Source organism: Shewanella sp. UCD-FRSSP16_17 (genome assembly GCF_001675935.1).
In the GTDB taxonomy this organism is placed as follows: domain Bacteria; phylum Pseudomonadota; class Gammaproteobacteria; order Enterobacterales; family Shewanellaceae; genus Shewanella; species Shewanella japonica.
On sequence record NZ_LZFV01000048.1, the window covers coordinates 40944 to 65323 of the forward strand.

At 42.6% G+C, this 24380-nt stretch carries 23 protein-coding genes; 16 read left to right on the forward strand and 7 right to left on the reverse strand.

Features of this window, described 5'->3' with window-relative positions:
* Positions 1 to 76: 76 nt before the first annotated feature.
* The 7 genes from A9267_RS19920 (at position 77) to A9267_RS19950 (ending at position 6709) form a co-directional block, all read left to right on the forward strand.
* Positions 77 to 451: a GntR family transcriptional regulator gene (locus A9267_RS19920; RefSeq protein WP_055024132.1), complete on the forward strand. Its 375-nt coding sequence runs from the start codon at positions 77 to 79 to the stop codon at positions 449 to 451.
* A 43-nt stretch (positions 452 to 494) separates the two neighbouring features.
* The gene (locus A9267_RS19925; RefSeq protein ID WP_065110489.1) at positions 495 to 1340 is read left to right on the forward strand and encodes an ABC transporter ATP-binding protein; all 846 of its coding nucleotides are present in this window, start codon (positions 495 to 497) and stop codon (positions 1338 to 1340) included.
* A complete protein-coding gene (locus A9267_RS19930; RefSeq protein WP_065110490.1) occupies positions 1337 to 2662 on the forward strand; it encodes a hypothetical protein in 1326 nt (441 codons plus the stop codon). Before A9267_RS19925 ends, A9267_RS19930 begins: the two co-directional genes overlap by 4 nt.
* A 117-nt stretch (positions 2663 to 2779) precedes the next feature.
* A complete protein-coding gene (locus A9267_RS19935) occupies positions 2780 to 4579 on the forward strand; it encodes an AMP-dependent synthetase/ligase (protein ID WP_065110491.1) in 1800 nt (599 codons plus the stop codon).
* Between the two features lie 167 nt (positions 4580 to 4746).
* Positions 4747 to 5364 carry a GyrI-like domain-containing protein gene (locus A9267_RS19940; RefSeq protein ID WP_065110492.1) on the forward strand — a complete coding sequence of 206 codons (618 nt, stop codon included), beginning with the start codon at positions 4747 to 4749 and terminating at the stop codon, positions 5362 to 5364.
* Between the two features lie 79 nt (positions 5365 to 5443).
* Positions 5444 to 6232, forward strand: a complete 789-nt coding sequence (locus A9267_RS19945; protein WP_055024136.1) for a lipase family protein — start codon at positions 5444 to 5446, stop codon at positions 6230 to 6232.
* A 72-nt stretch (positions 6233 to 6304) separates the two neighbouring features.
* Complete coding sequence (locus A9267_RS19950) at positions 6305 to 6709, forward strand: acyl-CoA thioesterase (protein ID WP_065110493.1); 405 nt, start codon at positions 6305 to 6307, stop codon at positions 6707 to 6709.
* A 242-nt stretch (positions 6710 to 6951) separates the two neighbouring features.
* Here the strand turns inward: A9267_RS19950 and A9267_RS19955 are convergent, their stop codons facing one another.
* The gene (locus tag A9267_RS19955; protein WP_065110494.1) at positions 6952 to 7386 is read right to left on the reverse strand and encodes an acyl-CoA thioesterase; all 435 of its coding nucleotides are present in this window, start codon (positions 7384 to 7386) and stop codon (positions 6952 to 6954) included.
* A 153-nt stretch (positions 7387 to 7539) separates the two neighbouring features.
* Here A9267_RS19955 and A9267_RS19960 point away from each other — a divergent pair, with 153 nt between their 5' ends.
* Positions 7540 to 8769, forward strand: coding sequence for a hypothetical protein (locus A9267_RS19960; protein WP_065110495.1), 1230 nt, complete (start codon positions 7540 to 7542; stop codon positions 8767 to 8769).
* Positions 8770 to 8771: 2 nt separating this feature from the next.
* A complete protein-coding gene (locus A9267_RS19965; protein ID WP_065110496.1) occupies positions 8772 to 9791 on the forward strand; it encodes a Solitary outer membrane autotransporter beta-barrel domain in 1020 nt (339 codons plus the stop codon).
* A 97-nt stretch (positions 9792 to 9888) separates the two neighbouring features.
* Here A9267_RS19965 and mtnC read toward each other — a convergent pair whose 3' ends face one another.
* Positions 9889 to 10572 carry an acireductone synthase gene (gene mtnC, locus A9267_RS19970; RefSeq protein WP_055024141.1) on the reverse strand — a complete coding sequence of 228 codons (684 nt, stop codon included), beginning with the start codon at positions 10570 to 10572 and terminating at the stop codon, positions 9889 to 9891.
* 206 nt (positions 10573 to 10778) lie between these two features.
* On the opposite strand from mtnC, the gene A9267_RS19975 reads away from it, so the two are divergent.
* Positions 10779 to 11231 (forward strand): dCMP deaminase family protein, encoded by a 453-nt coding sequence (locus tag A9267_RS19975; protein WP_065110497.1) that lies wholly within the window; start codon positions 10779 to 10781, stop codon positions 11229 to 11231.
* Between the two features lie 136 nt (positions 11232 to 11367).
* On the opposite strand, the gene hutI is transcribed toward A9267_RS19975, so the two are convergent.
* Positions 11368 to 12594 carry an imidazolonepropionase gene (hutI, locus tag A9267_RS19980; RefSeq protein WP_065110498.1) on the reverse strand — a complete coding sequence of 409 codons (1227 nt, stop codon included), beginning with the start codon at positions 12592 to 12594 and terminating at the stop codon, positions 11368 to 11370.
* Between the two features lie 226 nt (positions 12595 to 12820).
* On the opposite strand from hutI, the gene hutC reads away from it, so the two are divergent.
* The 3 genes from hutC (at position 12821) to hutH (ending at position 16822) form a co-directional block, all read left to right on the forward strand.
* Positions 12821 to 13528, forward strand: a complete 708-nt coding sequence (hutC, locus tag A9267_RS19985) for a histidine utilization repressor (RefSeq protein WP_065110550.1) — start codon at positions 12821 to 12823, stop codon at positions 13526 to 13528.
* A gap of 79 nt (positions 13529 to 13607) precedes the next feature.
* Positions 13608 to 15281 carry a urocanate hydratase gene (hutU, locus tag A9267_RS19990; protein WP_065110499.1) on the forward strand — a complete coding sequence of 558 codons (1674 nt, stop codon included), beginning with the start codon at positions 13608 to 13610 and terminating at the stop codon, positions 15279 to 15281.
* The gene (hutH, locus tag A9267_RS19995; RefSeq protein WP_065110500.1) at positions 15281 to 16822 is read left to right on the forward strand and encodes a histidine ammonia-lyase; all 1542 of its coding nucleotides are present in this window, start codon (positions 15281 to 15283) and stop codon (positions 16820 to 16822) included. The genes hutU and hutH overlap by 1 nt, the downstream gene beginning before the upstream one ends.
* Positions 16823 to 16926: 104 nt before the next feature.
* Here hutH and A9267_RS20000 read toward each other — a convergent pair whose 3' ends face one another.
* Positions 16927 to 17466, reverse strand: a complete 540-nt coding sequence (locus A9267_RS20000) for a TonB-dependent receptor (RefSeq protein WP_065110501.1) — start codon at positions 17464 to 17466, stop codon at positions 16927 to 16929.
* A 227-nt stretch (positions 17467 to 17693) separates the two neighbouring features.
* Here A9267_RS20000 and A9267_RS20005 point away from each other — a divergent pair, with 227 nt between their 5' ends.
* Positions 17694 to 18962, forward strand: a complete 1269-nt coding sequence (locus A9267_RS20005) for a mechanosensitive ion channel family protein (protein ID WP_065110502.1) — start codon at positions 17694 to 17696, stop codon at positions 18960 to 18962.
* Positions 18963 to 18989: 27 nt separating this feature from the next.
* On the opposite strand, the gene A9267_RS20010 is transcribed toward A9267_RS20005, so the two are convergent.
* On the reverse strand, positions 18990 to 19562 hold the full coding sequence (locus A9267_RS20010; protein WP_065110503.1) for a lysophospholipid acyltransferase family protein: 573 nt from the start codon (positions 19560 to 19562) through the stop codon (positions 18990 to 18992).
* 574 nt (positions 19563 to 20136) lie between these two features.
* Between A9267_RS20010 and A9267_RS22135 the strand changes: the two genes are divergently transcribed.
* Entirely contained in the window at positions 20137 to 20559 is a 423-nt protein-coding gene (locus tag A9267_RS22135; RefSeq protein WP_065110551.1) for a YybH family protein, read from the forward strand.
* 381 nt (positions 20560 to 20940) lie between these two features.
* Here the strand turns inward: A9267_RS22135 and A9267_RS20020 are convergent, their stop codons facing one another.
* Positions 20941 to 21702 carry an NRDE family protein gene (locus A9267_RS20020; protein WP_065110504.1) on the reverse strand — a complete coding sequence of 254 codons (762 nt, stop codon included), beginning with the start codon at positions 21700 to 21702 and terminating at the stop codon, positions 20941 to 20943.
* 161 nt (positions 21703 to 21863) lie between these two features.
* Complete coding sequence (locus tag A9267_RS20025; protein ID WP_065110505.1) at positions 21864 to 23465, reverse strand: metal transporter; 1602 nt, start codon at positions 23463 to 23465, stop codon at positions 21864 to 21866.
* Between the two features lie 225 nt (positions 23466 to 23690).
* Between A9267_RS20025 and A9267_RS20030 the strand changes: the two genes are divergently transcribed.
* Positions 23691 to 24284: a YhgN family NAAT transporter gene (locus A9267_RS20030; protein WP_055024154.1), complete on the forward strand. Its 594-nt coding sequence runs from the start codon at positions 23691 to 23693 to the stop codon at positions 24282 to 24284.
* The last annotated feature ends 96 nt before the right edge of the window (positions 24285 to 24380 follow it).

Consider the following 24380-nt stretch of genomic DNA (forward strand, 5'->3'; position numbering starts at 1 on the left):
GCATTTCAGGATGATTGTGGTAACTTAACATTAGTGTATCGGTGTATCAATGTATTAATACAGTAAGTAAAGGCTAATGCTAGAACTAATAAAAGTCAACCCCAGTAGTGGCGAACCCATTTACCGACAATTGCATGAGCAAATTGTACGGTTAATTGTGGGTGGCCAATTACAAGTGGACCAAGTGTTGCCTTCGGTGAGACAACTTGCTGAGCACCTAGCGGTTAATCCAATGACAGTGTCACGAGCGATTCAACAATTAGTAGAGCAAGGTTGGCTCGAGCGTCGTCGTGGGCAACCTACTCGAGTCGCGAATAGGCAATCTAACGATGACACGTCGGGTCCGCAATTACTTGTCCCCCAAGCACTTGATCTAATCAATCAAGCAAAGCAATTAGGTATCAGCCTTGAGGAGTTGCAAGCGTTAGTGGCAACTCAGTGGAAACAATAATAAAAAAGCCATAACAGCAGTAAGTTAACAAGGAATACGTTAAATGGATATCAGTACTGAGGCAATTTTAGAGTTCAACCAAGTCGACAAGTGTTTTGACGATAATGTGGTGCTTAAACAGTTAAGTTTTAGCTTGTCAGCTGGCATGGTCGTAGGCTTATTAGGTCAAAATGGTGCGGGTAAATCGACGTTAATGCGTGCTGCATTAGGCATTGTTGATATTGAGTCTGGTAGTATTTCAACTTTAGGCGAGTCTGCTGCATCCCTATCTATTCAAGCGAAAGCTAAAATTGGCTACGTACCTCAGCAACCATTTGGTTACGAAGGTTTTACGATTGCGAGCGCGTTAGAGTTACACAGTAGCTTTTATCCGCAATGGGATAAACGTTTACAAACAGAATGGCTTGAGCGATTTGGCCTTGACCCTAAACAACAAGTGCAAAAGCTCTCGGTTGGGCAGCGCCAATCATTAGCCTTGATTATGGCAATGGCTTACCGTCCGCAATTGCTTATGCTCGATGAACCAGTAGCGAGTTTAGATCCCATTGTACGTCGTCAATTCATGGGGGATTTATTCGAATTGGCCTTAGAGTCAGGTTCTGCTGTGTTATTTTCATCTCATATCACCTCAGATATAGAGCGAGTGGCAAGTCATGTTGCATTGATTAAACGCGGTGAGTTGGTGCTATTTAAAGAAATTGATGCGTTGCGTGAAGAGGTGAGTTTAGTCCAGCTAGGCGAAAACCAAACGCTGCCGCAAGGGGTTAAAGTATTAAACCGTCATCAACAACAGGTGCTGGTGGATAATGAAAATCAACTTGAAATACCCGGTTCAACTCAAGTTAGCTCATTAAATTTGGATCAATTATTCATGGAATTACATCGATGAATCATTCCCATGTGAACCCGACAAAACGATCACCTGAATCCATCGGCGTAAAACAGTGCCTTAATGGATTTTATTCATTGTGGTGTCGTGATTTTGGTAGTGTAAGTTTTTTGCTGGTAGCGCTATTGGGGATCGGTCTTGCTGTACTGGCAATCATTAGTAAACCTGAACAAATTGACGTAATTAGTATTGCTCTAGGCATGTGTATTTTGTCTATTTCAGTGGCAATTGCCTGGCAGTTCATCAAACTGTCGGCCAATGAGCAAGGCGTGTTAATTCCTGGATATTACCAACGAGTAAAACAGCAAGCCGCACTCGTGTTTATCGTGATGATGTTAACTTGTATCAGTGTTTTATTGCTTAGCCCGCAGCCACTCAATATTGGCTTTTTGTTAGCTTATTTTAGCGTTGGAATGGGTTTTATTCTTGCGTGTTTGAATCGACCTCAACGCTTTAACTTTTCCGTTTTTGTTTTTCTTTTTCTGCCTATCTTACCTGAGGTAATAGCCTCTTTACCTGTTGAGGTTGGCCACTTCTTAGCGTTATTGCCAGTGGTATTAGGGGCATTAATTTATAGAAAACTGCAACGCTTTAGTTGGAACCCTCATGCCCGCAGTATTTACTTAAATGGGTTAGAAACCGGTTGGATGATCGGCCCTATTGCAGGGCGGAATCGCTGGTTTATAAAATTAACCCAGTTTTTGCACCCCGCCAGTTATTTTATTGGTCCTATGCTAGGGATGTTACTGCTGGTATTACCGATATTAAGCATTATCGCTATTTTACTGTCAGCTTATTTTGATGCAGAAGTCCCTGTGATTATGGTGTTATCGCAAATGTTGATTATGGTGTGCAGTTTAATTCACTGGACACGTGTGCAACGTTGGCGCGCAGCTGAAACCTTATTTATGCTACCGACCTTTAGCGGAAAACGTGGATTAGTTGATCAATTTTTTAAATCACAGCTTCATTTATTGGCCATTGTGCTGAGTATCATTACTGTCATCACATTCGTGTCGGCATTATTTAATGCACAGATGACCTTATTGGCAGGCTTACATATCGTCGCCAGCACGATTTGGGCTTCAGGTATGGCATTAGCATTGGGCGCTATGAGCCGCTCAGTATTACAAATTAGTTTAACCATGCTGATTGTGATTGTTCATTCAGTTTGGCTTTCTACCTCGTTAGTGGACTTGCGAGAACAAGGCATGATAACTGCCAGCTATTACTGGGGAGATCTCGGGTTACTGCTGTTAATGGGCCTTTTACTCGTTATCAGCAAACGCAAACTATGGAAAAATGGTGTTGCCAGTTTGTAAAATGTAGCGATAATCTGTGAATTGACGCTAATTTAGACTAAAAACTCTTATTTTTCTGTATGGCTTAAAGTAGAATGCCAAAAAGCGGAACACTTGTAAGCTAAAAGGTAATTATTAATGTCTCTCGAACAATTTCATTTAGTCAGACTTCTACAGCAGCAAAGCACAGCATTAGAAGATAACATCGCACTCGAAGGATTTGAGATGGCAGCCCCTTGGAACAAAGTTTCATGGAGCCAATTTGATACTATTACTAATAAAGTGGCACAGCTGTTAATTGATTTCGGTCTGCAAGCCCAAGACAAAGTGGTTATTGTGGCGCAAAACAGCCCACAATGGACATGTGCAGATATTGGCGCACTTAAAGCACGAAACGTAGTCGTGCCTGTTTACCCAACAAGCCCAATGGAACAAGCTGTTTTCATCGTTAATGATGCCCGCGCTAAAGTCATTTTTGCAGGTGATGAGAGTCAATACGCAACAGCATGTAAAATCCAAGCACAATGTCCAACTGTTGAGCATGTCGTGGTGTTTGACAGCAATGTTAAGCTAGCCTCAGATGAGCATTTCCATTTTGACGATATCCTGATTGCAGAGACAACGCCTGCAAGCGAAGCTGAACTTGAGCTGCGTTTATCGCAAACCAATCTTGATGACTTACTCACCCTTATTTATACCTCTGGTACGACTGGCGATCCTAAAGGTGTGATGCTGGATTATCGTAATATTGCCTCGATGATCGAACAACACGATACAGAAATCGCTTTTAAAGCAGGTGATGTCTCATTGGCATTCTTGCCACTTAGCCATGTGTTTGAACGTGGTTGGAGTTTCTATGTATTGTGTCGTGGTGGTCATAATGTCTATCTTGCTGACACTAACCGCGTTAAAGAAGCGATTGCAGAAGTTCGCCCACACACTTTATGTGTCGTGCCGCGCTTCTTAGAAAAAGTGTATAGCGCTGTGCACGACAAAGTGAACAGTGCACCAGCAATACGTCAAAAACTATTTAACTGGGCTATTGGTGTGGGTTCACGCCAGTTTGAAGTTAATCAAGGCCGTAAAAAAGCCAGCGCCGCATTATCTGTGCAATGGAAGCTGGCCAACAAATTAGTATTCAGCAAATTACAGAATGTATTAGGCGGTCGTCTTAAGTTTATGCCAGTTGGCGGCGCAGCATTAGATGTCAATGTTGGCGGCTTTTTCCACAGTATTGGTGTGCCAATCTTGTGTGGCTACGGCATGACAGAAACCTGTGCCACCGTGACGTGTAATACCCTTGATAACCGTGTATCAGGTTCAAACGGTAAACCACTGAGTGCTATGGAAGTGAAAATCGGTGCTAATAACGAAATTTTAGTACGTGGTGACACTGTGATGCGTGGTTACTTTAACCGTCCACAAGATACTGAAGAAGCGTTTGAAGATGGTTGGTTAAAAACCGGTGATGCTGGCATGTTAGATGCTGAAGGTAACCTATACATTACCGATCGCATTAAAGAGCTGATGAAAACCTCGAACGGTAAATACATCGCACCGCAACGTGTTGAAGGTAAAGTGAGCTGTTGCCCGTTCATCGAACAAGTGGCGATTGTAGCTGATGCCCGTAACTATGTATCGGCGTTAATTGTACCTGCGTTTGAGTCACTTGAATCTTGGGCTAAAGAACATGAGATTAAGTTTGAAAACCCAATAGAGCTGTTACGCCATAGCCAAGTGGTAGAGCATTTTGAGCAACGTTTGAAAGAGCTACAACACGAGCTAGCGGGATTTGAGAAAATTAAGAAATTTACCTTACTGCCAGAAGCCTTTTCGATGGAGTCGGGTTTAATTACTCCAACCATGAAGCTACGCCGTAAGAAGATTTACTCAAAGTATGAAACTGAAATTAACGCCATGTATGGCACTTCATACTAAGTGATATGTGTATTCATTAAACTTTATTATAAATGTTGATGATTGATTGAATTTAAGGGCACCTCAGGGTGTCCTTTTTTATGGCGCTATTTTAAAAATCATTCTTGGTATTGAATAACCTTGAGCGTCATAATGGACGTATGAATCGTACTTATTTAGAGTGGATAATGGAAAAAGTAGATTATAAAAAACAGTTAAAACACCTTTATCTTCCTTCTAAAAAGCAAGTGGCGACAGTGGATGTGCCGTCTATGTATTATTTGATGGTCGATGGCAAAGGCGAACCTGGGAGTGAGCAATATCAGCAAGCCATTGAAGCTCTGTACTCGGTTGCTTATACGATTAAGTTTATTATCAAAAAAGGAGCGACTGCGATTGATTATGGCGTGCTTCCGCTTGAAGGCTTGTGGTGGGCTGACGACATGGATGACTTTATCAATGATAATAAACATAACTGGCAATGGACTATGATGATCATGCAGCCAGAGCTTGTGGATAAAAAACTAGTGATTGAAGCAATAAGCCAAGTGAAGCAGAAAAAGTCATTAGCGGCGATTGAACTGGTGCGATATGAATCCTTTAGTGAAGGGCAATGCGCGCAAATTCTGCATGTTGGCCCCTTTTCTGAAGAAGGCCCAACCGTGGCTAAAGTACATGATTTTATTGAGTCAGCTGGGCTTCAGTTGTCAGGGAAACATCACGAGATATATTTATCCGATATTCGCCGTGCAGCGCCCGAGAATTGGAAAACAGTGATTAGACAGCCATATCAAACAGTCGGTTAACGCTCGAGTAAATAGCATCACAGTAGTGTCATAAAAGGGCTTTATCCTCAATTCAGTTTGCCTAACTGAACCTGCTACTTTGAAAAAACTGAAACGCTATCAATATGAACGTTATGCTGTGCTATGCAAAGTCACTTATCGAGATGACTTTTCGCCTGAAAAGCTAGGTTTTTCTCATGAGCATTATCGTGAAATTGCCAATCGCTGGGGTAACGTTTGCGCACGTATTTTGTGGCGTGAAGATAAAAAAGAAGTGCTGGTGGTATTTCGCGGTTCTCAAACCATGAATGAGTGGCTGATAAACTGCCAGTGCTGGCCTAAAGCCAAACAGTTTGCTGATACTAAGTATAATGTCCATGCTGGATATGATTATTTATTAGAGCAAAAAACCAATCCGATCCCGCCGCATTACGATCCCAATATCAGTTTGTTTTCTCAACTGCAGATGGTGTTATACCCATTGATTGTAGCGGGTAAAAGAATATCCCTGACAGGGCACTCTTCAGGCGGCTCAATGGCAATTTTAGCCGCTGACAGATTAGAGCGCTTATACCCGAACTCAATTAAACGTGTGGTGACCTTTGGCCAGCCTTCTCCTGGTTTTAAGAGTTTCCAAAAAGCGTATTTATTACAACGGCGTACTTATCGTATTTGCTGTGATATCGACGTAGTGACTTTTTTGCCGCCTCTTCCGGGTATTTTCTTTCATGTGGGTAAAATGCTCTGGCTGCATAACGAACGTATTTATGAAAATACGCCGCCGATAAAACGCTTTTTGATGAGCTTTGTAAGCTGGATAGTGTCGCCGTTTGCCTTTCATTACATGCATAAGTACATTCGTAATAAAGATTTTTTTGATGATATTTAAGGGTGACTCTGTTGGTGTGGTAGCTTAAGCTATTGCTGGCGAGATAATAACAATAATAAAAGGACTTCCTCTGTGTCAGACACCCAGTTTAGCCTAAACCTTACCCCACGATTTTGTGAAACCGATGCCTTAGGGCATATCAATAATACCGTCATTCCAGTGTGGTTTGAGGCCGCACGTGATCCTGTGTTTGATATTGTTAACCCGGGGCAAGATTTATCTAAGTGGAACATGATTATTGCGGGGTTTAATATTGTCTTTAATGCGCCGACTTTTTATGGCGCTGACGTGACAGTCAAGACTCACATTAGCCGAGTGGGTAACAGTAGTTTTGAAATTGCACAAAGCTGTTGGCAAAATGGCCGCCAAACTGCAGAAGCGAAAACCACCATGGTGCATTACAACTATCAGACGGAAAAGAGTCAACCAATGTCGGATGAGGTTAAGGCGCAGCTTGCAGCCTTAACGGGCGAGTGATAACGCAATTGTAGATTTGATTTCTCGTTATCATGTGTCACTAGTCAATATCGTGGCAGCACAAAGCTTGAGCAATTACAGTGTTGGGTTGTTATAGCTAAAGCAAGTTGAATCAAATTTAAAGAGCCGCATTAACAGTGATGTTATGCGGCTTTTCTTCGCAATTTATTCGGTGACGATTGAAGCCTTACTCGATGATTACTCGATAAGTACCCAATAACTATCCAATAACTACCCAATAGCTATTTGCTCGGTTCAGCGTGCTGCTTGAGGGCATCTAATAGCTCAGGCGTTAAAGTGGCTTTTTGACCTGTTTTAAAGTTAAACATCACTACGTTAGCCGTTCCTGTTGTTGTCACTGCTTGTTGCGCTTTACTGAAAATACGGTAATGCATGACAAAACGATCTTGTTGAATATCACTGATGCTGACACTGACTAGCAAGGTGTCTGGAAAGGTGACTGGGCGTTTATAGCGAGCATGAGTCTCGCTGAGTACTGGGCCTATGGATGTCTTAGCAAGATCGTCCATCATATTAATTTGGCTGAAAAAATCGATTCTTGCGGTTTCGAAGTATCGAAAATACACCACGTTATTGACATGGTTTAATGCGTCCATTTCGCCCCATGCCACTGGAATTTCAGTGATAATTGAATGCTGCTGAATAAACTGTTCCATTGTATTGGCTGTCCCTTTTAAAGTTAAACGCTTGTTTGATTTTTATTCAGAGTAACAGGCAATGAAGGCTTCAACAAGCTGGGAATATTTTGCTATCAAAAGAGCAATATGTTTTGATGATGTTAAACAATGTTTTGCTATGGAATGCATCGATTGAAATCAATAAATTATCCTCGCCTTATGCAGCTTTTGTATAAACCGGGAATCACATTCGCAAGTTTGCCAAGCGCAATATTGGGCTATCTCAAATCCATCATCAATAAGTTAACAGTGGCGCAAAAGCTGTACTTCATTGCCTTCATATTAATGTTTACCACTGAAGGTGTGACTATGGTGGGGATCATTGCCATGATTGCAATGATGATTGAGTTTTGGCCCTTGTTCTCTAAGACTTGGCATAGCTTGGCAGGGAAAGCCTTTCTGCTGCTGTTTTACGCCATTATCGCTAACTTTTCGTTAGTGTGGGCAGCCTCTGTCGTTAATGAAGTTTCAGGTGTTGATGCGGATCATTTAACCTATACCCACAACTTAGTGATTTTGCTGTATATGCCAGTATGGTTCGTATTGGTGAGCGGCGTCGCCTTAATGCTGCTGCAAGCTGTCATCCCAATTTATTTTGTATTGATGCCAGTACTTAGCTTGCTTGGCGTTAAATCAATACGTTTTACTAATAGTGAGCATTATCGAAAACGCACGATATTGCTACGAATGATATTGGCGTATGTGGTGTTAGCTAACCTGTATTTATTAAGTGATATTGAAAACACCTTTGAAAGTAGTGATCCCAGAGCAAAAATGATCAAATTGTTAGAAGAGGAAACAGGTGAAAAACCTGAAGATATTGATGCGGGTTTGCAAAAGCTCTCAGCCGTTGGTGCGAAAATTGTCGAAGGTAAGGCTGAGGGAGAGGCTGAAACAACTTTAGCTGCTGAGAATAATGACACAGAAAACCTTAGCTCTACTGAGCCTGCACCTGTTTCTGTTCCTGATTCTGTGACTGCAACTTCTAACGAAGATACTCCTCCAGATATCGCATCGAGCACTCAAAAGGTGATTGAGGATGCGGTACAACAATCAATTAAACAAGTGCAGCAAAACGAAGTGAAGCGTTTGAGTGTTGGAGCAGATGAAGCGGCTGAGCGACGTTACGATATTATTCGAGAGAGTTATCGCTTGATGGTAAGAATGACGATTGCCAATTTTATTTATTATTTTGAGGGCAATCAATTTTCTCGCTGTGAGTCTCAATTGAATAGTAAAGTGATTGAGTTAAATGACTATGAGATTTTAGAAATTACCCCCACTGACGCAAAAGCTAGTCGTTATGGTTACGAGTTTTTGGTTAAAGCTTGTGTTTCACCCGCATTTCCAGCAAAGGGTTAGCCATGAAAATGTTCAGCATCGGTAATTCGCCTATGGTTATTCGCTGGGGCTTTAGTTGCATTCTTGCACTCATAAGTCATTTAGCTTTTGCCAATACGGATATCACAGTGGATCAAAGTTTAAGTGACATCACTAAAGGTAACATTGCAACTGCGATTGTGTTGTCGGATGCGGGCTTAGTGACCTTAGGGGTTGTCAATTTTGATCCCAGTAACATTGTGGATCTGGATAATATCGATACTGGGTCTAAAGAATCCATTCAACGCCGCAAGGAATTAAGTGTTTACTCAATCCCTTGGGAAAGCAATTGGCTTGAGCTATCACCTGATTGGCAAACGGCCAGCTCTGTGAAGTTTTCATTTATTAATTCGAAACAGTCTTTACAACTCTCTGATCAAGCGAACATGACAGAAAAGCTCGATGAAAAGAGTTATCTATTATCTGCTGAGCAGCGCTGGCGGTATGAGTTATCTTCGAATTGGTGGTTGCAGCTTGGCTTAGGTGGTCATTATATTTGGTATCGAAATCATTTTGATTATAGCCCAGCACTTGAGGGACTGCGTCAAGACTTTGATGGTGAGGTATTTAATACTTCTTACGATGCCTGGATGGTAGATCCTACGCTTGAGTTACATTATCAAGGCACGCTTTGGGAAAATAAGTGGCAGTTTATAAGTCGAGTTAATTACGCTTTTGGCAATATCGTCAATGCAGACTCACCTGAACAAACAGGTACTCCCCATGTTGGCCGTTTTAGTAATACATTTATTTATCATTACCCACTGCCTGAGCTGATGAGTTATCGCAATGAAATGCGTTTTTTATTTAAGCGAATAGATTTAACCGGTGATGCAGTCGATAGCATGGGGACGAATCATTATTATGAAACGGGTTTAGGTTGGCTCGTTGAAACGCCGTCTTTATCATCATGGTTAACCAACATTGGTATTGGTGTGACGGTGAATATTGATAGCGTATTAAGTGGCGGCAGTGTGGTGTTGCTTTTTAATGAAGAGATTTAACCCACTTGCGCTATGTGCCAGATAATAAAAAACGACCTTTGGGTCGTTTTTTATTAGGCGTTAAGCGCGTATGGGTTACAACGCTGAATTTGCAGGCTTAGCAATCAATAGGTAAAGCCGAGAAATCGCTAATTTGTGCAAACTTAGCGGTTTTTTGATTGTCAAAACGCACCATTTGGCAAGTATGTAACCCTGCTGCGTCAGCGGCTTTTAACTCTTCAATCACATCAGAGATAAACAAGACTTGTTTAGGACTTAAGCTCACGGTATTGAGAATATTACAGTAAGCTTGTTTATCTAACTTGTTACCCGTACGGGTATCAAAATGACCGCTGAATTTAGGTGTTAAATCACCTGCATCGCTGTGACTGAATAGCATTTTTTGCGCTTCAGCTGAGCCAGAAGAGAAACTGTAAATACGGATGTTTGCCGCTTCAATACGTGGAATCGCATCGATAAAATCTGGGTAAATATGACCGGTAAATTCACCACTAGCGTAACCCTGTTTCCAAATTAGCCCTTGAAGGGTTTTAAGTGGTGTCGCTTTACGGTCTTCATCAATCCACTGTGACAGGATTTCTGTAACACGTTCGATAGAGGCGTCTTGTTCTAAAGCAAGATCACGTACGTCACTAATACAGTATTCAACCAATGGGTTATGTTGATTCTTACTCAGAAAATCGCCCATGGCTTTTTTTGAATAAGGGAATAGTACATCGTGAATAAAATCTAGATCAGTCGTGGTGCCAGCTGTATCTACGATAATCGCTCTAATACCCATAGTGTCTACGTACTCCAATCCTTAAATGTGCTTGCTCAAGATCCTAAGCTTTATTAGGTCTGATGGCTAGTCAATTTGAACAACAAAGATGAGGATTACTCAAATCAATGATATTGCACTGTTATTTGCTGCCAATGTTGCTAACTTTAGGTATTATGAATAGATAAAAGCCAAGTTCACACTCAGCAAGCAAAAGGGGAGCCGCTATGATTTCAAAATGGGCAAAACGATTTTTTCAGATGGCTGAGCTTGTAGGATCATGGAGTAAAGATCCGTCAACTCAAGTGGGTGCGGTGATCACTAAGCATAATCGGATTGTTTCTGTCGGTTTTAATGGTTATCCCCATGGGATTTCTGACAGCGCTGAAACTGATGATCGTGATATGAAGTTACTCAAGACCTTGCACGCAGAAGAGAATGCGATTTTATTTGCTAAGCGTGATCTTGATGGCTGCGATATTTGGGTGACCCATTTCCCGTGTCCTAATTGTGCTGCAAAGATTATTCAAACAGGGATTACTGGGGTATATTGCCCAGAGCAAAGCCAAGATTTCTTATCTCGCTGGGGCGATAAAATCAAAATTAGCCAAGATATGTTTTTGCAAGCCGGTGTTAAAGTGAATTGGTTACCTGTTGATGCACTGAAAGACGACGAGTGATCAGATAGACAGACAGTACACAGATATAATAAATGCCGACAAATGTCGGCATTTTAATAAGCGAGATATTCTCTTGGCTATAGAGTACTTTTCAAACTAGTAACAGAGAAAAGTCTTTAGTGAMTAAATGAATAAACTATTGATGAACTAGCACACCATTTTTGACGACATCTTTACATGGATTCACTCCATAGGCGTAGGCCAATTGAGCTGGTGTGGCAATATCCCAAAGACAGAAATCGGCCTGCATACCTTGTGCAAGCATGCCAACATTTTGTTCTATTCCTAACGCTTTGGCTGCGTTTACCGTTATTCCTTTTAATGCTTCTTCTGGGGTGAGTTTGAATAAAGTGCAAGCCATGTTCAACATCAATAAGGTAGAACAAATAGGCGATGAGCCAGGGTTAAAGTCGCTAGCAACCACAATCGGCACGTTATATTGACGTAATAGTTCAATCGGTGGCATTTTCGTTTCACGCAGAAAATAAAACGCTCCAGGTAGTAAGGTGGCGCAGGTGCCACTTTCTGCAAGTGCTTTAACGCCAGCTTCATCAAGGTATTCAATATGATCGACTGATTTTGCGCCCAACTTAGCGGCCATCGTCGAACCGCCCATATTAGACAGTTGCTCGGCATGAAGTTTTATTTCGAGGCCTGCCGTTTTTGCGGCAGTTAATACTCGCTCTGTTTGGTCAAGGTTGAAGGCAATATTTTCACAAAAAACATCAGCAGCATCAGCAAGATTTTGTTCAATAACGGCAGGTAACATCTCGTTAATGACGAGATCCACATAGGCCTCTGTATCATGTTTATATTCTGGTGGAATAGCATGAGCGCCAAGAAAAGTTGTTTTTACATCGACATGATGATTGCGCCCTAGTTCACGTGCAACCTTGAGTAATTTCACTTCAGTCTCGGTATTTAATCCGTAGCCTGATTTAATCTCAACTGTCGTCACCCCTTCTTTGGCTAGGGCATTGAGGCGTTGACGACCGAGATCGAATAATTCAGCTTCTTCCGCTTCACGGCAAGCATTTACTGTCGAAATGATACCTCCTCCAGCACGAGCAATATCTTCATAGCTTGCGCCTTCAAGTCGCATTTCAAACTCGTTGGCACGGTTGCCTGCGAACACTAAATGAGTATGGGCATCAATAAGGCCAGGGGTTATCCATCCACCACGACCACGATATACAGGCATATCAAATACATCAAAGTCAGGTAATTCTTTGCGTGGTCCAAGCCAAGCAATTTTGCCGTCTTTAACTGCAATAGCGGCATCAGTGATAGCGCCATAAGCTGCTGAATTATCTGGATCCATAGTAGCAATATTAACGTCAATCCAAACGTGGTCCCACGACATGGCAACTCCTGAGCGTAAAATTAATTATTCGATTAAGGCAAAACAATACTTGTTTTAACTTGTATATACAAGGTAAGGTTAACGCCGAGTTTTTAATCGTAACGTGGGTTAATTCACCAAAATAAGCAAGTTTTAGGCAGTTCTATTCATGAAAACCCTATCGCTTGCCACTAATAACCCTCTAGCGCGTGCAACTACAACACATTTTACTCAAATGGATAAGACGATGGCACTAGCAAAATTTGCACAAATTAAGCAGTACATTTTAGCGCGCATTGAAGCGGGTGAATGGCAAGAGAATGATCGCGTGCCTTCTGAAAACCAGTTAACTGAGTTGTTTGATTGTAGTCGAATGACCGCACGTCGTGCATTAACAGAATTGGTGGAATCTGGAGTGTTAGAGCGCAGTCAAGGATTAGGTACTTTTGTTGCGGGGCTTAAATCGCAGTCTTCGCTATTAGCCATTCGCAATATTGCTGATGAGATTAAAGACAGGGGGCATGGCTACAGTGTTAAGCAACTTGAATTGACACAAGTAAGTGCACCCAGTGCAGTGGCTATCTCGTTAGGGCTTGAAGAAGGCAGCCCAGTTTTTTATTCAGTTTTGGTGCATTGCGAGCAAGATAAACCTTTGCAAGTGGAAGAGCGTTATGTGAATCCGCAAATGATCCCCGATTATTTAAAACAAGATTTCAATTTGCTTACGCCTCATGAGTATTTATCTAAAGTCGCTCCCTTAACCGAAGCTCGCCATACCATTGAAGCCGTTATTGCCAATGAGCAAACCCAACAGCATTTAGCCATTGAGCCTACTGAACCTTGCTTACAAATTTTACGTCGCACTTGGTCTCGAAAAGGGGTGGTGAGTTTTGCTCGATTAACTCACCCCGGCAGTCAATTCAGACTAGGTGGTCATTTAACGTTTAACCGATAGATTGTCATTTATAAAAACAAAAAAGTCAGGCTTTAGCACCTTTGAGTGTTAACAGTTGAAGATAATTGAAGGAAATATAATGAGTAATAGACACGACCCTAGCCGTAATATTATCGCACCTCACGGCACGACACTCGCCTGCAAAAGCTGGTTAACTGAAGCTGCAATGCGGATGTTAATGAATAACTTACACCCAGATGTTGCTGAGCGACCAGAAGACTTAGTGGTTTATGGCGGTATTGGCCGCGCAGCTCGTGATTGGCAATGCTATGACAAAATTATTGAAGTGCTTCAACGTCTTGAAGACGATGAAACCTTACTTGTTCAGTCTGGTAAACCTGTTGGCGTATTTAAAACCCATGACAATGCTCCGAGAGTGATTATTGCCAACTCAAACTTGGTTCCGCACTGGGCTAATTGGGAGCACTTCAACGAGCTGGATAAAAAAGGCTTGGCCATGTACGGCCAAATGACCGCAGGCTCGTGGATTTATATTGGTACTCAAGGGATTGTTCAAGGCACTTACGAGACCTTTGTCGCGATGGCAAAACAGCACTTTGATGGCAATGCAGCAGGTAAGTGGATTTTAACTGGCGGACTGGGTGGTATGGGCGGCGCACAACCCCTTGCTGGCACCATGGCGGGTTATTCAGTATTGGCATGTGAAGTTGATGAAACGCGTATTGATTTCCGTCTGCGCACTCGTTATGTGGATAAGAAAGCGACCTCATTAGATGAGGCTTTGGCCATGATTGATGAAGCTAATGCCATTGGCAAACCTGTTTCTGTCGGATTACTCGCGAATGCTGCTGACATTTTTGCGGAATTAGTTGAGCGCGGTGTGACGCCAGATGTGGTCACTGACCAAACATCTGCGCACGATCCATTAAATGGTTATTTGCCTCAAGGCTGGACGTTAGAGCACGCTGCTGAAATGCGTAAAACTGACGAATCTGCTGTAGTTAAAGCAGCTAAACAATCGATGGCTGTTCAAGTTAACGCGATGCTAGCGCTACAAGCCGCAGGGGCGGCTACCACCGATTACGGTAATAATATTCGTCAGATGGCATTTGAAGAAGGCGTTGAAAATGCCTTTGATTTCCCAGGTTTTGTTCCTGCATATGTGCGTCCGTTATTCTGTGAAGGCATTGGCCCTTTCCGTTGGGTCGCTTTATCTGGTGATCCTGAAGATATTTATAAAACCGATGCCAAGGTAAAAGAGTTAATTCCTGATAACCCGCATTTGCATAATTGGTTAGATATGGCCCGTGAGCGTATTGAGTTTCAAGGGTTACCGGCGCGAATTTGCTGGGTAGGGCTAAAAGACCGTGCACGTTTAGCTTTAGCATTTAACGAAATGGTGAAAAATGGTGAATTATCTGCGCCGATTGTGATTGGACGTGATCACCTTGATTCTGGCTCTGTTGCTAGTCCAAACCGTGAAACGGAATCGATGCTTGATGGCTCTGATGCTGTATCAGACTGGCCACTAATGAATGCCTTATTAAATACTGCTAGCGGCGCAACTTGGGTGTCGCTGCACCATGGAGGTGGCGTTGGTATGGGCTTTAGTCAACATTCTGGTGTGGTGATTGTGGCAGATGGCAGTGATGACGCTGCTGCGCGTTTAGGACGCGTGTTATGGAATGACCCAGCAACAGGTGTTATGCGACATGCTGATGCTGGTTACGATATCGCCATTGGTTGCGCGAAAGAGCAAGGTCTAGATTTACCAATGCAAGGAGTGAAGTAATGACGGTACAACATAGATTATTACTGAACCCAGGTACGCTATCACTGGCTCAGTTACGTAAAATTAGCCGTGCTTCAGTGAACATCACCTTAGCAGATGAAGCGATTGCAGACATCAATACCAGTGCTGGGTTAGTGCAACAAGTCTTAGATGAAGGCCGCACGGTTTATGGCATTAATACGGGCTTTGGCTTATTAGCCAACACTAAAATCGCGCCAGAAGATTTGCAATTACTGCAGCGCTCTATCGTGCTTTCTCATGCTGCTGGTACTGGGCAATATATGCAAGATGCCACTGTGCGATTGATGATGGTATTGAAGATTAACTCTCTGAGCCGTGGTTTTTCAGGTATTCGTTTAGAAGTGATTAACTTTCTTATTCAGTTGGTCAATGCGGGTGTTTATCCATGTATTCCTGAAAAAGGCTCAGTTGGTGCATCAGGTGACTTAGCCCCCTTGTCACATATGTGTCTGCCGTTACTTGGTGAAGGTGAAATGAGCTACCAAGGTCAAATCATCACAGCGACAGAAGGACTTGAAATTGCTGGGCTTGAGCCAATTGAGCTCGCTGCTAAAGAAGGTTTAGCTTTATTAAATGGCACCCAAGCATCAACAGCATTGGCGCTTGAAGGATTATTCCACGCTGAAGACCTCTTTGCTGCCAGTTCCGTGATTGGTGCAATGAGTGTCGAGGCTGCGATGGGCAGTCGCAGTCCATTTGATGCACGTATTCATGCAGCAAGAGGCCAAAAAGGTCAAATTGACTCAGCAGCTATTTTCCGTCATTTGCTAGGCGATGAGTCTGAGATTAGCCAAAGCCATGTTGATTGTGAAAAAGTACAAGATCCCTATTCACTGCGCTGCCAGCCACAGGTATTAGGGGCATGCTTAACCCAAATACGTCACGCGGCTGAGGTGTTAGCGGTTGAATCTAATGGTGTGACTGACAACCCATTAGTATTCCAAGATACTGGCGATATTATCTCTGGTGGTAACTTCCATGCAGAGCCTGTTGCTATGGCGGCCGATAACCTTGCTATTGCCATCGCCGAACTGGGATCGATAGCTGAGCGTCGTATTGCGCTACTGATTGACTCTAGCTTGTCAAAACTACCGCCATTTTTGGTGGAAAATGGTGGGGTTAACTCTGGCTTTATGATTGCTCAAGTGACAGCTGCGGCGCTGGCATCAGAGAACAAAACTTATGCTCACCCAGCATCAGTAGACAGTCTGCCGACGTCTGCCAACCAAGAAGATCATGTCTCTATGGCCACATTTGCTGCTCGACGTTTGCGTGATATGTCTGAAAATACACGAGGTGTATTGGCGGTTGAATTACTTGCTGCGGCGCAAGGGCTTGATTTCCGTAAGCCATTACAGCCAAGTAAAGCTGTAGCGAGTGCGAAAGCGCAGTTACGCGAAGTTGTTGAGTATTATGATAAAGACCGTTTCTTTGCGCCTGATATCGATAATGCAACAGACTTGCTATACAGCGCGAGTTTTAACCGTTATCTTCCTGCGGGTTTATTGGCGAGCTTTTAAATGTCGATGATGTAGTGCGTTGACTAAGTGAGAGTGATAACAAAAAGGACCGCAAGGTCCTTTTTTATTAGGGATTTTTATTAGGGATTTTTATTGGGAAAATATTACATGGTGACACCAATGGATATGACCGCTGCTTCTGAGTTGGTATCGTAACCTGCGCCAATCACAAAGCCATTCATAATGGTGTATCTGAGGCCGACTTCCGCTCCCCAGTCCTTTTGACGTTCACGCTCCCAAACAGGTTCAGCACCAACAATCAGTGGGACGATATTATCTGTGGTGTTTTCTTCGTAGATAAACGCCGTGGCGCCAGCGTACACACTCAAATCTTGAGTTAAGCTATAGCTCAAACCAAAACGCCACATGTACTCTTTAGCATAGCCTTCGCCAGGTTCTGGAACATCAATATCGTACTCACTGCCCCATGCATAGCCGATATAGTATCCCCAATCCGCATAATCAGGGTCAAAGTGTTTGGCTGCAATAGTGACACCAAACATGTCACCACGAGTATCAATATAGTCGACTAATAGGGCAACAGAAGGCTTGAACTGTTGAGGTTCCTCTGTGCTTGCTTGGGCGTGTTGGCTATATGTGACTAAGCTAAAAGTGAATAGTAAAGTGAGCCAAATTTTTTTCATGTAAACCTCTACCTGATTAGATGGCGCTATTGTTAGTTGCTAGAGGCTGGAGGTCAATAATTGCGCGTATTTTTCACGACATTGTCGTTGATTTTGGGTTAATTGTTAGCGACTTGTTTCATGTCAGTGAGTGGTTTTATGTGTCTGTGTCATATAATTGATTATCATTGCTCTTGCGAGAAATATGCTATGTTAGTCAGTGTTTTCAAGTGCTAAAGGAATCAATAGTGGATAACGAGTTACGTTCAGATATCGCCGCATGGTTATTAGAAGTTGGGGTAAATAGCCAGCCGTCAGATGGCCTCGCAACCTCAATTTTATTGTTTGCCAGTCTACTGATTGCAGCGATTGCTTATTACATTACTCGCAAGGTGTTTGTGAAAGCGGTCAATGCCATGATCCGTAAGTCAGCAGTGACTTGGGATGATATCTTTATGCGCTACGGCGTATTGGAGAAGTTAGCGCTATTGATCCCCATAATGGTATTAGATTTGTTGATACCCATTATTCTGACTCACCAAGACTTGCTTGGCACTATTATTGACCGAGCCATGAGTGTTCTCGTGGTTATTTTTGTTATCCGAGCTATTTATTCATGCCTTGATGCAGTGAATGAAATTGCCGATGTCAGACATATTAGTCGCCGACTACCGGTTAAAAGTTTCGTGCAGCTATTTAAACTGTTTCTCTTCTTTATTGGTTTTATCATTTCAATCTCTGTTATTGCGGATCAGTCGCCAATCTATTTCTTGAGTGGTTTAGGTGTTGCGACAGGTTTAGTGATGTTGGTATTTAGAGATACCATTTTAGGGTTTGTTGCAGGTATTCAGCTTGCAGCTAACCGCATGGTGAGTAAAGGTGACTGGATCCAAATGGATAAATACGGCGCCGACGGTGCTGTTGACGAGGTCTCTTTAAATACCGTGAAGGTGCGTAATTGGGATAACACGATCACGATGATCCCAGCTTATGCATTGGTGTCTGATGCGTTTAAAAATTGGCGTGGAATGTCAGAAAAGGGCGGACGCAGAATCAAGCGCTCACTCAATATCGACGTTAATAGTATTCACTTTTTAACCGAAGAAGATATGACACGGTTATCTAAAGTGAACTACTTAAAAGATTATTTCCCGAAAATGGTGTCTGAAATTAACCATGCGAATGAACAAGTGAGCGATATTGAAATGCCAGTGAATGGCAGACGATTAACCAATGTCGGGACTTTTCGTGCTTATTTAGATGCTTATCTTAAAAATAATAATAAACTTCACAAGGATATGACCTTAATGGTGCGCCAATTAGCGCCAACGACTCAAGGTTTACCAATTGAGCTGTATGTGTTTACCAATGATACTCGTTGGGCATTTTATGAGGGAATACAAGCGGATATATTTGATCATATTTTTGCTATTCTGCCAGAGTTTGGCTTGAAAGCATTCCAAAATCCGACAGGTGAAGATATTCGCAGCATCAAGCCTGAAAGCGCTGCACATTAATCTCATTACGCATAAAGTCGAGCTTAACTAGCTCGACTTTTTTGTTTTTGCAGGTATGTATTCTGGAATAACTTTAAGGTGCTGACCTGATATTCCTCGAAAAAAATCTAAAATTTGATTCATATCTTCGGTCATATCGCCACTGGTATTCATCGGTTGATTAATCACAATGGTTTTACGAGCAAAGTCGAGGCCGACAGTTATTATCGGAACTTTGGCTTTTGCGGCAATATGATAAAAGCCAGTTTTCCAACGTGTGACAGGGCTTCGAGTCCCTTCAGGAGCTAATGCCAATTTATATTGTGGATCTGCTGCAAACAATGCCACAGCGGCATCAACCATATTGTTATTTTTCCTTCGGTCTACTGGACTGCCACCTAATAATTTAAAGAACCAGCCCCAAGGGGGTAAAAACAATTGATGTTTGCCTAGAAAGTGAATTTTAATACCTAAGGCGAAACGGGCAATAATACCAATGATGAAATCCCAATTACTGGTATGTGGGCCAACGACCATAATGAACTGCCCTTGATGTGGTGCGCTCCCTTCAAATTGCCAGTGATTTATTTTGAGAAGCCATAAACAAAATTTGCGAAACATGGGGTATTTTCCAGTTTATTGTTACTATTTACGTTAGAATCTAACGATAAGATAATGAAATATTTTATGATTAATTCTGCAGTGCTAGTGAATGATATTAGTTTGTCACTCATAGAAAGTCAGATAATGAACGTGCTTATTTGGCCGAGACTAATCATACAAAAGTACTAAGTTGGCATGCCTTAAATGGAATATCAACACTTAGTCATGACAAGGAGAGTGTGTGAAGCACCTTACAATTTTTTGCCTTAGTGTAATAGCATACTGTATGTCGCCGCTAGTACTGGCTGTCGCGAATGACGCTAAGGTTATCGATGATACTCAAGTGACTGCAGCTAAATCTGACAATGATGTTGTTTTGGCGGAGCAAACCGAACAAGTGCTGAAAACGGTTCCGTTAAAGCCGGTGACAGATCAGGTTGTAGAAACGGGGGCAATTTCGCCTGTCGAAAGCGAAACTGCGCCTGATAAAGTAGCAACTGCAGCGCAAGATGATGCTGTTAATGAACTCAAAAGCGAGGCAGAAAAGCAACCTGACATCTATACGCCGACAACCCCCGTCGCTGCAGTGGATATTAACCCTGAAGATGCTGCCTCGATTTCCCTTGATGAGGTGAATGCGAATAGTGCCATTCCAACCGATAGGATCCGTGCGGTTATTTCGAATCAAGAAAAAGCATGGAACAGTGGTGATATTGATGCCTATATGCAAGGTTATTGGAAAAGCGATAAGTTGCGATTTGTGTCTAATGGCAAATACAATTATGGCTGGGACTCAATATTAAGTAGCTACAAACGCAGTTATCCGACACAAGAACGTATGGGGAAATTGAGCTTTAATGTACGTGAAATCAAAATGCTCAGTAATTATGCCGCACTCGTAGTTGGACGTTGGACACTTGAGCGTGCGAAAGATAAACCCAGTGGTGTATTCACCTTATTAATCGAGCGTATTGATGATAAATGGGTCATTACCCATGATCATTCTTCAGACTGATCGTCTGTTTTAATTGCACCATTAAATAGCTCCCGTCTTTAGTGTACAGGAGCTAATTTTTTCGCGACTTTAGTCAGAAGGGAAGTCTTCAGACTGATCGCGTGTTACATGCACCATTAAATAGCTCTCGTCTCTAGTGCACAGGAGCTATTTTTTTCACGACTTTAGTCAGAAGGGAAGTCTTCAGACTGATCGCATGTTATTTGCACCACTAAATAGCTCCTGTTTTTAATGTACAGAAGCTAACTTTTGTCACGGCTTTAATCAGAAGGGAAGTTTTCAGACTGATCGCCTGTTATTTGGATCACTAAATAGCCCCCCGTTTTTAATGTACAGGAGCTAATTTTTGTCACGGCTTTAGTCAGAAGGGTTATCTTCAGCTTAGAGGCTAATAGTGAATTGCTGTTGGCCTAAATTTCTTCCTTTGCCGTCATAACGCACTTCTGTCAATTCTATGTTTCCGCGACAATCTTGAAGTACTACGCTGGTGGAACGAGTACCGTATTCAGGATGTTTGATGAAAATAGCCGACAGTAACCGCTCCCACTCAAGTCCAATGCCAGTATCGGGTAAATTGCTGTCTTGCGCTTGTGTTTGATCTCGCATTAGCTTAAGCATGTGGGGAATGTCGGGAGCGGCATGTTTTAGTACATGTTGTTCAAGTGCCATTTGTCCTTTAGCCATTTTTGGCCACACATCATCTAATGCGCCGTTACTGATGGCATGAAACCCTTTTTTGAGTTGTGTATTTTCTGCCGTGACGCTATTGAAGCACCATAGGTGTTTGTCGTATTGATAGACCAAATTAAAAGGGCTGTAGTTATCAGCATGTTGGGCAAGCCATTGCGGGTTGAAGGTATTGTCATCAGCGAGCGCTTTTAGTACTAATTCGCCTCGACTGCGCATTCCATCTTCACTGGTTTGAAGGCGAATATTAGTTAGCGCTGCAAAATTGCCTAATTGATTTACCCCAAGCCAGGTTCCACCTGCTTGAAGATCTTTACCTGCCAGAATTTGTGTTGTGGCATCTTGCGGCCAAAAGTGAGCAGGCTCGGTAGGTCGGTGATGGAATTCATCTCGATTGGCACATACGATAAGTGGCCATTTAGGATGCATGTCGACAGCAATGAATAGGATGCACATGGATTCGACTTTTTTAAGGATGATAATTCATCATAACCTAAAAGCCGTAGTGGACAAGTTTTGCTTATTTGAGGAGCAAGTTCACTATTAAGTTAATAGCAAGAGGCAATTGATTTGCAACAGACAAGCGCTCTCGATGATCTCGAGAGCGCAGCTGGTTGTTAGTGCTTATGCTCTTTGTGTTGATGGCCAGTGTGTTGACTATCATCATGTTGATGACTGTGTGTATGGCTATGTGAATGGCCGTGCGCGTGGTCATGGTTATGAGCATTGAACTGAATCATTAAACGGCTGAGAAACTTCCTTGGGCCTAAACGTAACAAGCAAGCGCTAAAAATCAGCCCGACAATGATCACCGCAGCCACATTAACGGTATCGGGTAAGGTCAGCATTTGATGCCAATCAACCAAGTAATTATTGGCGAATAATAATGCTAAAGCGATAACAGAGGCTAGAGCGATACGCATTGTCCAACTCATCAGTTTAAGTTGACTGATACTCAGCACTGGCGCTGCGATTAAGGCAAAAGCCACAGCCACATTATGCCAACCACTATACGCAAGCGATAAAGCCAATACTGCAGCGCCTAGGTTACAAAAGCGCATAGGTAGGAATACAACAAGTAGTAAGAAAACTTGCAGTGCTGGGTGCTCAAGGTGTACTGATGGGTGACCAATTAAATTAGCCAATATCAGACTTAATGCAATCCAAGGTGCGCTTCTATCCACTAAATGAGCAAAACCAAAGCGCCAACTGGATTGCGGAAGATTTTCGTGTGGATCGGTTAACTCAACCTTGCCTAGACTGAGTAATGCGCCAATGATTAGTAACCCAATTGCTTGATATATCGCAAACCAAGGGCCCAATAACAGCAAAGTAATAATTAAGGCCTCTGGGCCAGCAAGACGTTGCAGCCAACGGCTAGAAAGGCGCTCATTTTGCGGTGTTAATCCGGCCTTAAAGCGCAGGCTAGCAATAAGGTAGCTTAGTATCAAAATAGGCGAAATGGTCAGTATCCAATTTAAAAATTGCCCTGAGCCGTGACTATGGTGGCTATGAGCGTCGCCACCCGTATCCACTAGCAACAATACTGCTAGTAAGGCTACGCCTAATAGGCTGCCAATGCCTGCTTGATATTGGTAACGTCCGTGACGATCATCATTTTGATTGCCATGTGGTTGATGTAATACAACATGCAAAATAGAACCTGTAACAAATGCTTGCAGGTACACGGTATTTTCGATACTCAAATGTTGTAGCAGTTGTTCTCCGGCAAAATAGCCAACACCCGTTAATACCATCATTGCAGCAAGAACGACGCTGGCCCATTGCGTGCCAACTTGCGGTTTCAATAACCACCAAATAGCGAGCCCCACAGGCAAACGATGCATGATGACGCCCAAGGCGAGTAATATGGAATTACCTTCCTGCTGGGCTAAAACCATCGCGCCGCCATCGGTAATGGTATGCAGCAAAAGGCCGGCAATACCTAATGTAAGTGTGACATTGTGGGTGATTTCAGAATAACGATGAAATAAGCGCTCACTGGCAGTTGGTCCCCATAAACCGAACACGACAAACAACAGGGTAATGATACCGCCATGTTCGAGGAGTTCAGGCAAAATGTGGATTAGCACTAATCCGCCTAACGAGACGAAAATAAATCCATCCAGGCCTTTTTGTAAGCCACTTCCTGAAGAGAAATAACGATAAAAAAGCGGACCGAATAAAAGTGCGATACAGCTGGCAACTAGATAGAGCATGGAATCCAAAAGAATCTAAGAAACGGAAAAAACAATCAAGTATATCCTAGTATTTGGATTAACTTAATACTTGTGGTGCTTGATTATTCATCATCATTAGAATTTACACGGTAAAGCATAGCCAAAATCGTGAGTATATAAACAAATTTACTGCTCATACCTCCAAAATCGCAGTATTAAGTATACAATGGCGATTCTTTGTTAATTATTAATAGAATAAATGTAATGGACATATTTTCAGCCGCTGTGATGCTGTTTTTAATCATGGACCCGTTAGGGAATTTACCAATTTTTGCATCAATTTTACGTCACATTGAGCCTAAAAAGCGTCGCCGTGTATTGATACGTGAGTTACTCATTGCTCTAGCGATTATGTTGTTGTTTTTATTTGCTGGTGAGGCGATTCTCAACTTCCTTAATTTACGCCAAGAATCCGTCAGTATTGCTGGTGGTATTATCTTATTTTTAATTGCGATTAAAATGATTTTTCCGCAGCCTGGTGGGGTTGTCGGTTTAGCAGCGGGTGAAGAACCTTTTATTGTGCCAATGGCGATTCCTTTGATGGCGGGGCCGTCAGTGCTAGCAGCATTGATATTGCTTGCTCATAGTGACAGCTCACGAATGACAGATTGGACTATTGCGTTAGTCGCTGCTTGGGGTGTGAGTGCGGTGATATTACTCTTCTATAAAGTCTTTACCCGTATTTTAGGCGAGAAAGGCCTGACAGCGGTAGAGCGTTTAATGGGAATGGTGCTAGTGATGATATCTGTACAAATGTTCTTAGATGGTGTGTCGAGCTACATGAAGAGCACTGCATAAACAGCAAATGATCTTGTTTTAGGATAACTTCGTATTATTAGGCCGCAATAGCGGCCTTTTTTGTTTTTACTGTTTGACGATAATCGGCTGTAATTT

Excerpts from the sequence above, each read along its gene's own strand:
- A9267_RS19920 (WP_055024132.1), top strand. The coding sequence starts at position 77 with ATGCTAGAACTAATAAAAGTCAACCCCAGTAGTGGCGAACCCATTTAC.
- A9267_RS19925 (WP_065110489.1), top strand. The coding sequence starts at position 495 with ATGGATATCAGTACTGAGGCAATTTTAGAGTTCAACCAAGTCGACAAG.
- A9267_RS19930 (WP_065110490.1), top strand. The coding sequence starts at position 1,337 with ATGAATCATTCCCATGTGAACCCGACAAAACGATCACCTGAATCCATC.
- A9267_RS19935 (WP_065110491.1), top strand. The coding sequence starts at position 2,780 with ATGTCTCTCGAACAATTTCATTTAGTCAGACTTCTACAGCAGCAAAGC.
- A9267_RS19940 (WP_065110492.1), top strand. The coding sequence starts at position 4,747 with ATGGAAAAAGTAGATTATAAAAAACAGTTAAAACACCTTTATCTTCCT.
- A9267_RS19955 (WP_065110494.1), bottom strand. The coding sequence starts at position 7,386 with ATGGAACAGTTTATTCAGCAGCATTCAATTATCACTGAAATTCCAGTG.
- A9267_RS19965 (WP_065110496.1), top strand. The coding sequence starts at position 8,772 with ATGAAAATGTTCAGCATCGGTAATTCGCCTATGGTTATTCGCTGGGGC.
- mtnC (WP_055024141.1), bottom strand. The coding sequence starts at position 10,572 with ATGGGTATTAGAGCGATTATCGTAGATACAGCTGGCACCACGACTGAT.
- A9267_RS19975 (WP_065110497.1), top strand. The coding sequence starts at position 10,779 with ATGATTTCAAAATGGGCAAAACGATTTTTTCAGATGGCTGAGCTTGTA.
- hutI (WP_065110498.1), bottom strand. The coding sequence starts at position 12,594 with ATGTCGTGGGACCACGTTTGGATTGACGTTAATATTGCTACTATGGAT.
- hutC (WP_065110550.1), top strand. The coding sequence starts at position 12,821 with ATGGCACTAGCAAAATTTGCACAAATTAAGCAGTACATTTTAGCGCGC.
- hutU (WP_065110499.1), top strand. The coding sequence starts at position 13,608 with ATGAGTAATAGACACGACCCTAGCCGTAATATTATCGCACCTCACGGC.
- hutH (WP_065110500.1), top strand. The coding sequence starts at position 15,281 with ATGACGGTACAACATAGATTATTACTGAACCCAGGTACGCTATCACTG.
- A9267_RS20000 (WP_065110501.1), bottom strand. The coding sequence starts at position 17,466 with ATGAAAAAAATTTGGCTCACTTTACTATTCACTTTTAGCTTAGTCACA.
- A9267_RS20010 (WP_065110503.1), bottom strand. The coding sequence starts at position 19,562 with ATGTTTCGCAAATTTTGTTTATGGCTTCTCAAAATAAATCACTGGCAA.
- A9267_RS20020 (WP_065110504.1), bottom strand. The coding sequence starts at position 21,702 with ATGTGCATCCTATTCATTGCTGTCGACATGCATCCTAAATGGCCACTT.
- A9267_RS20025 (WP_065110505.1), bottom strand. The coding sequence starts at position 23,465 with ATGCTCTATCTAGTTGCCAGCTGTATCGCACTTTTATTCGGTCCGCTT.
- A9267_RS20030 (WP_055024154.1), top strand. The coding sequence starts at position 23,691 with ATGGACATATTTTCAGCCGCTGTGATGCTGTTTTTAATCATGGACCCG.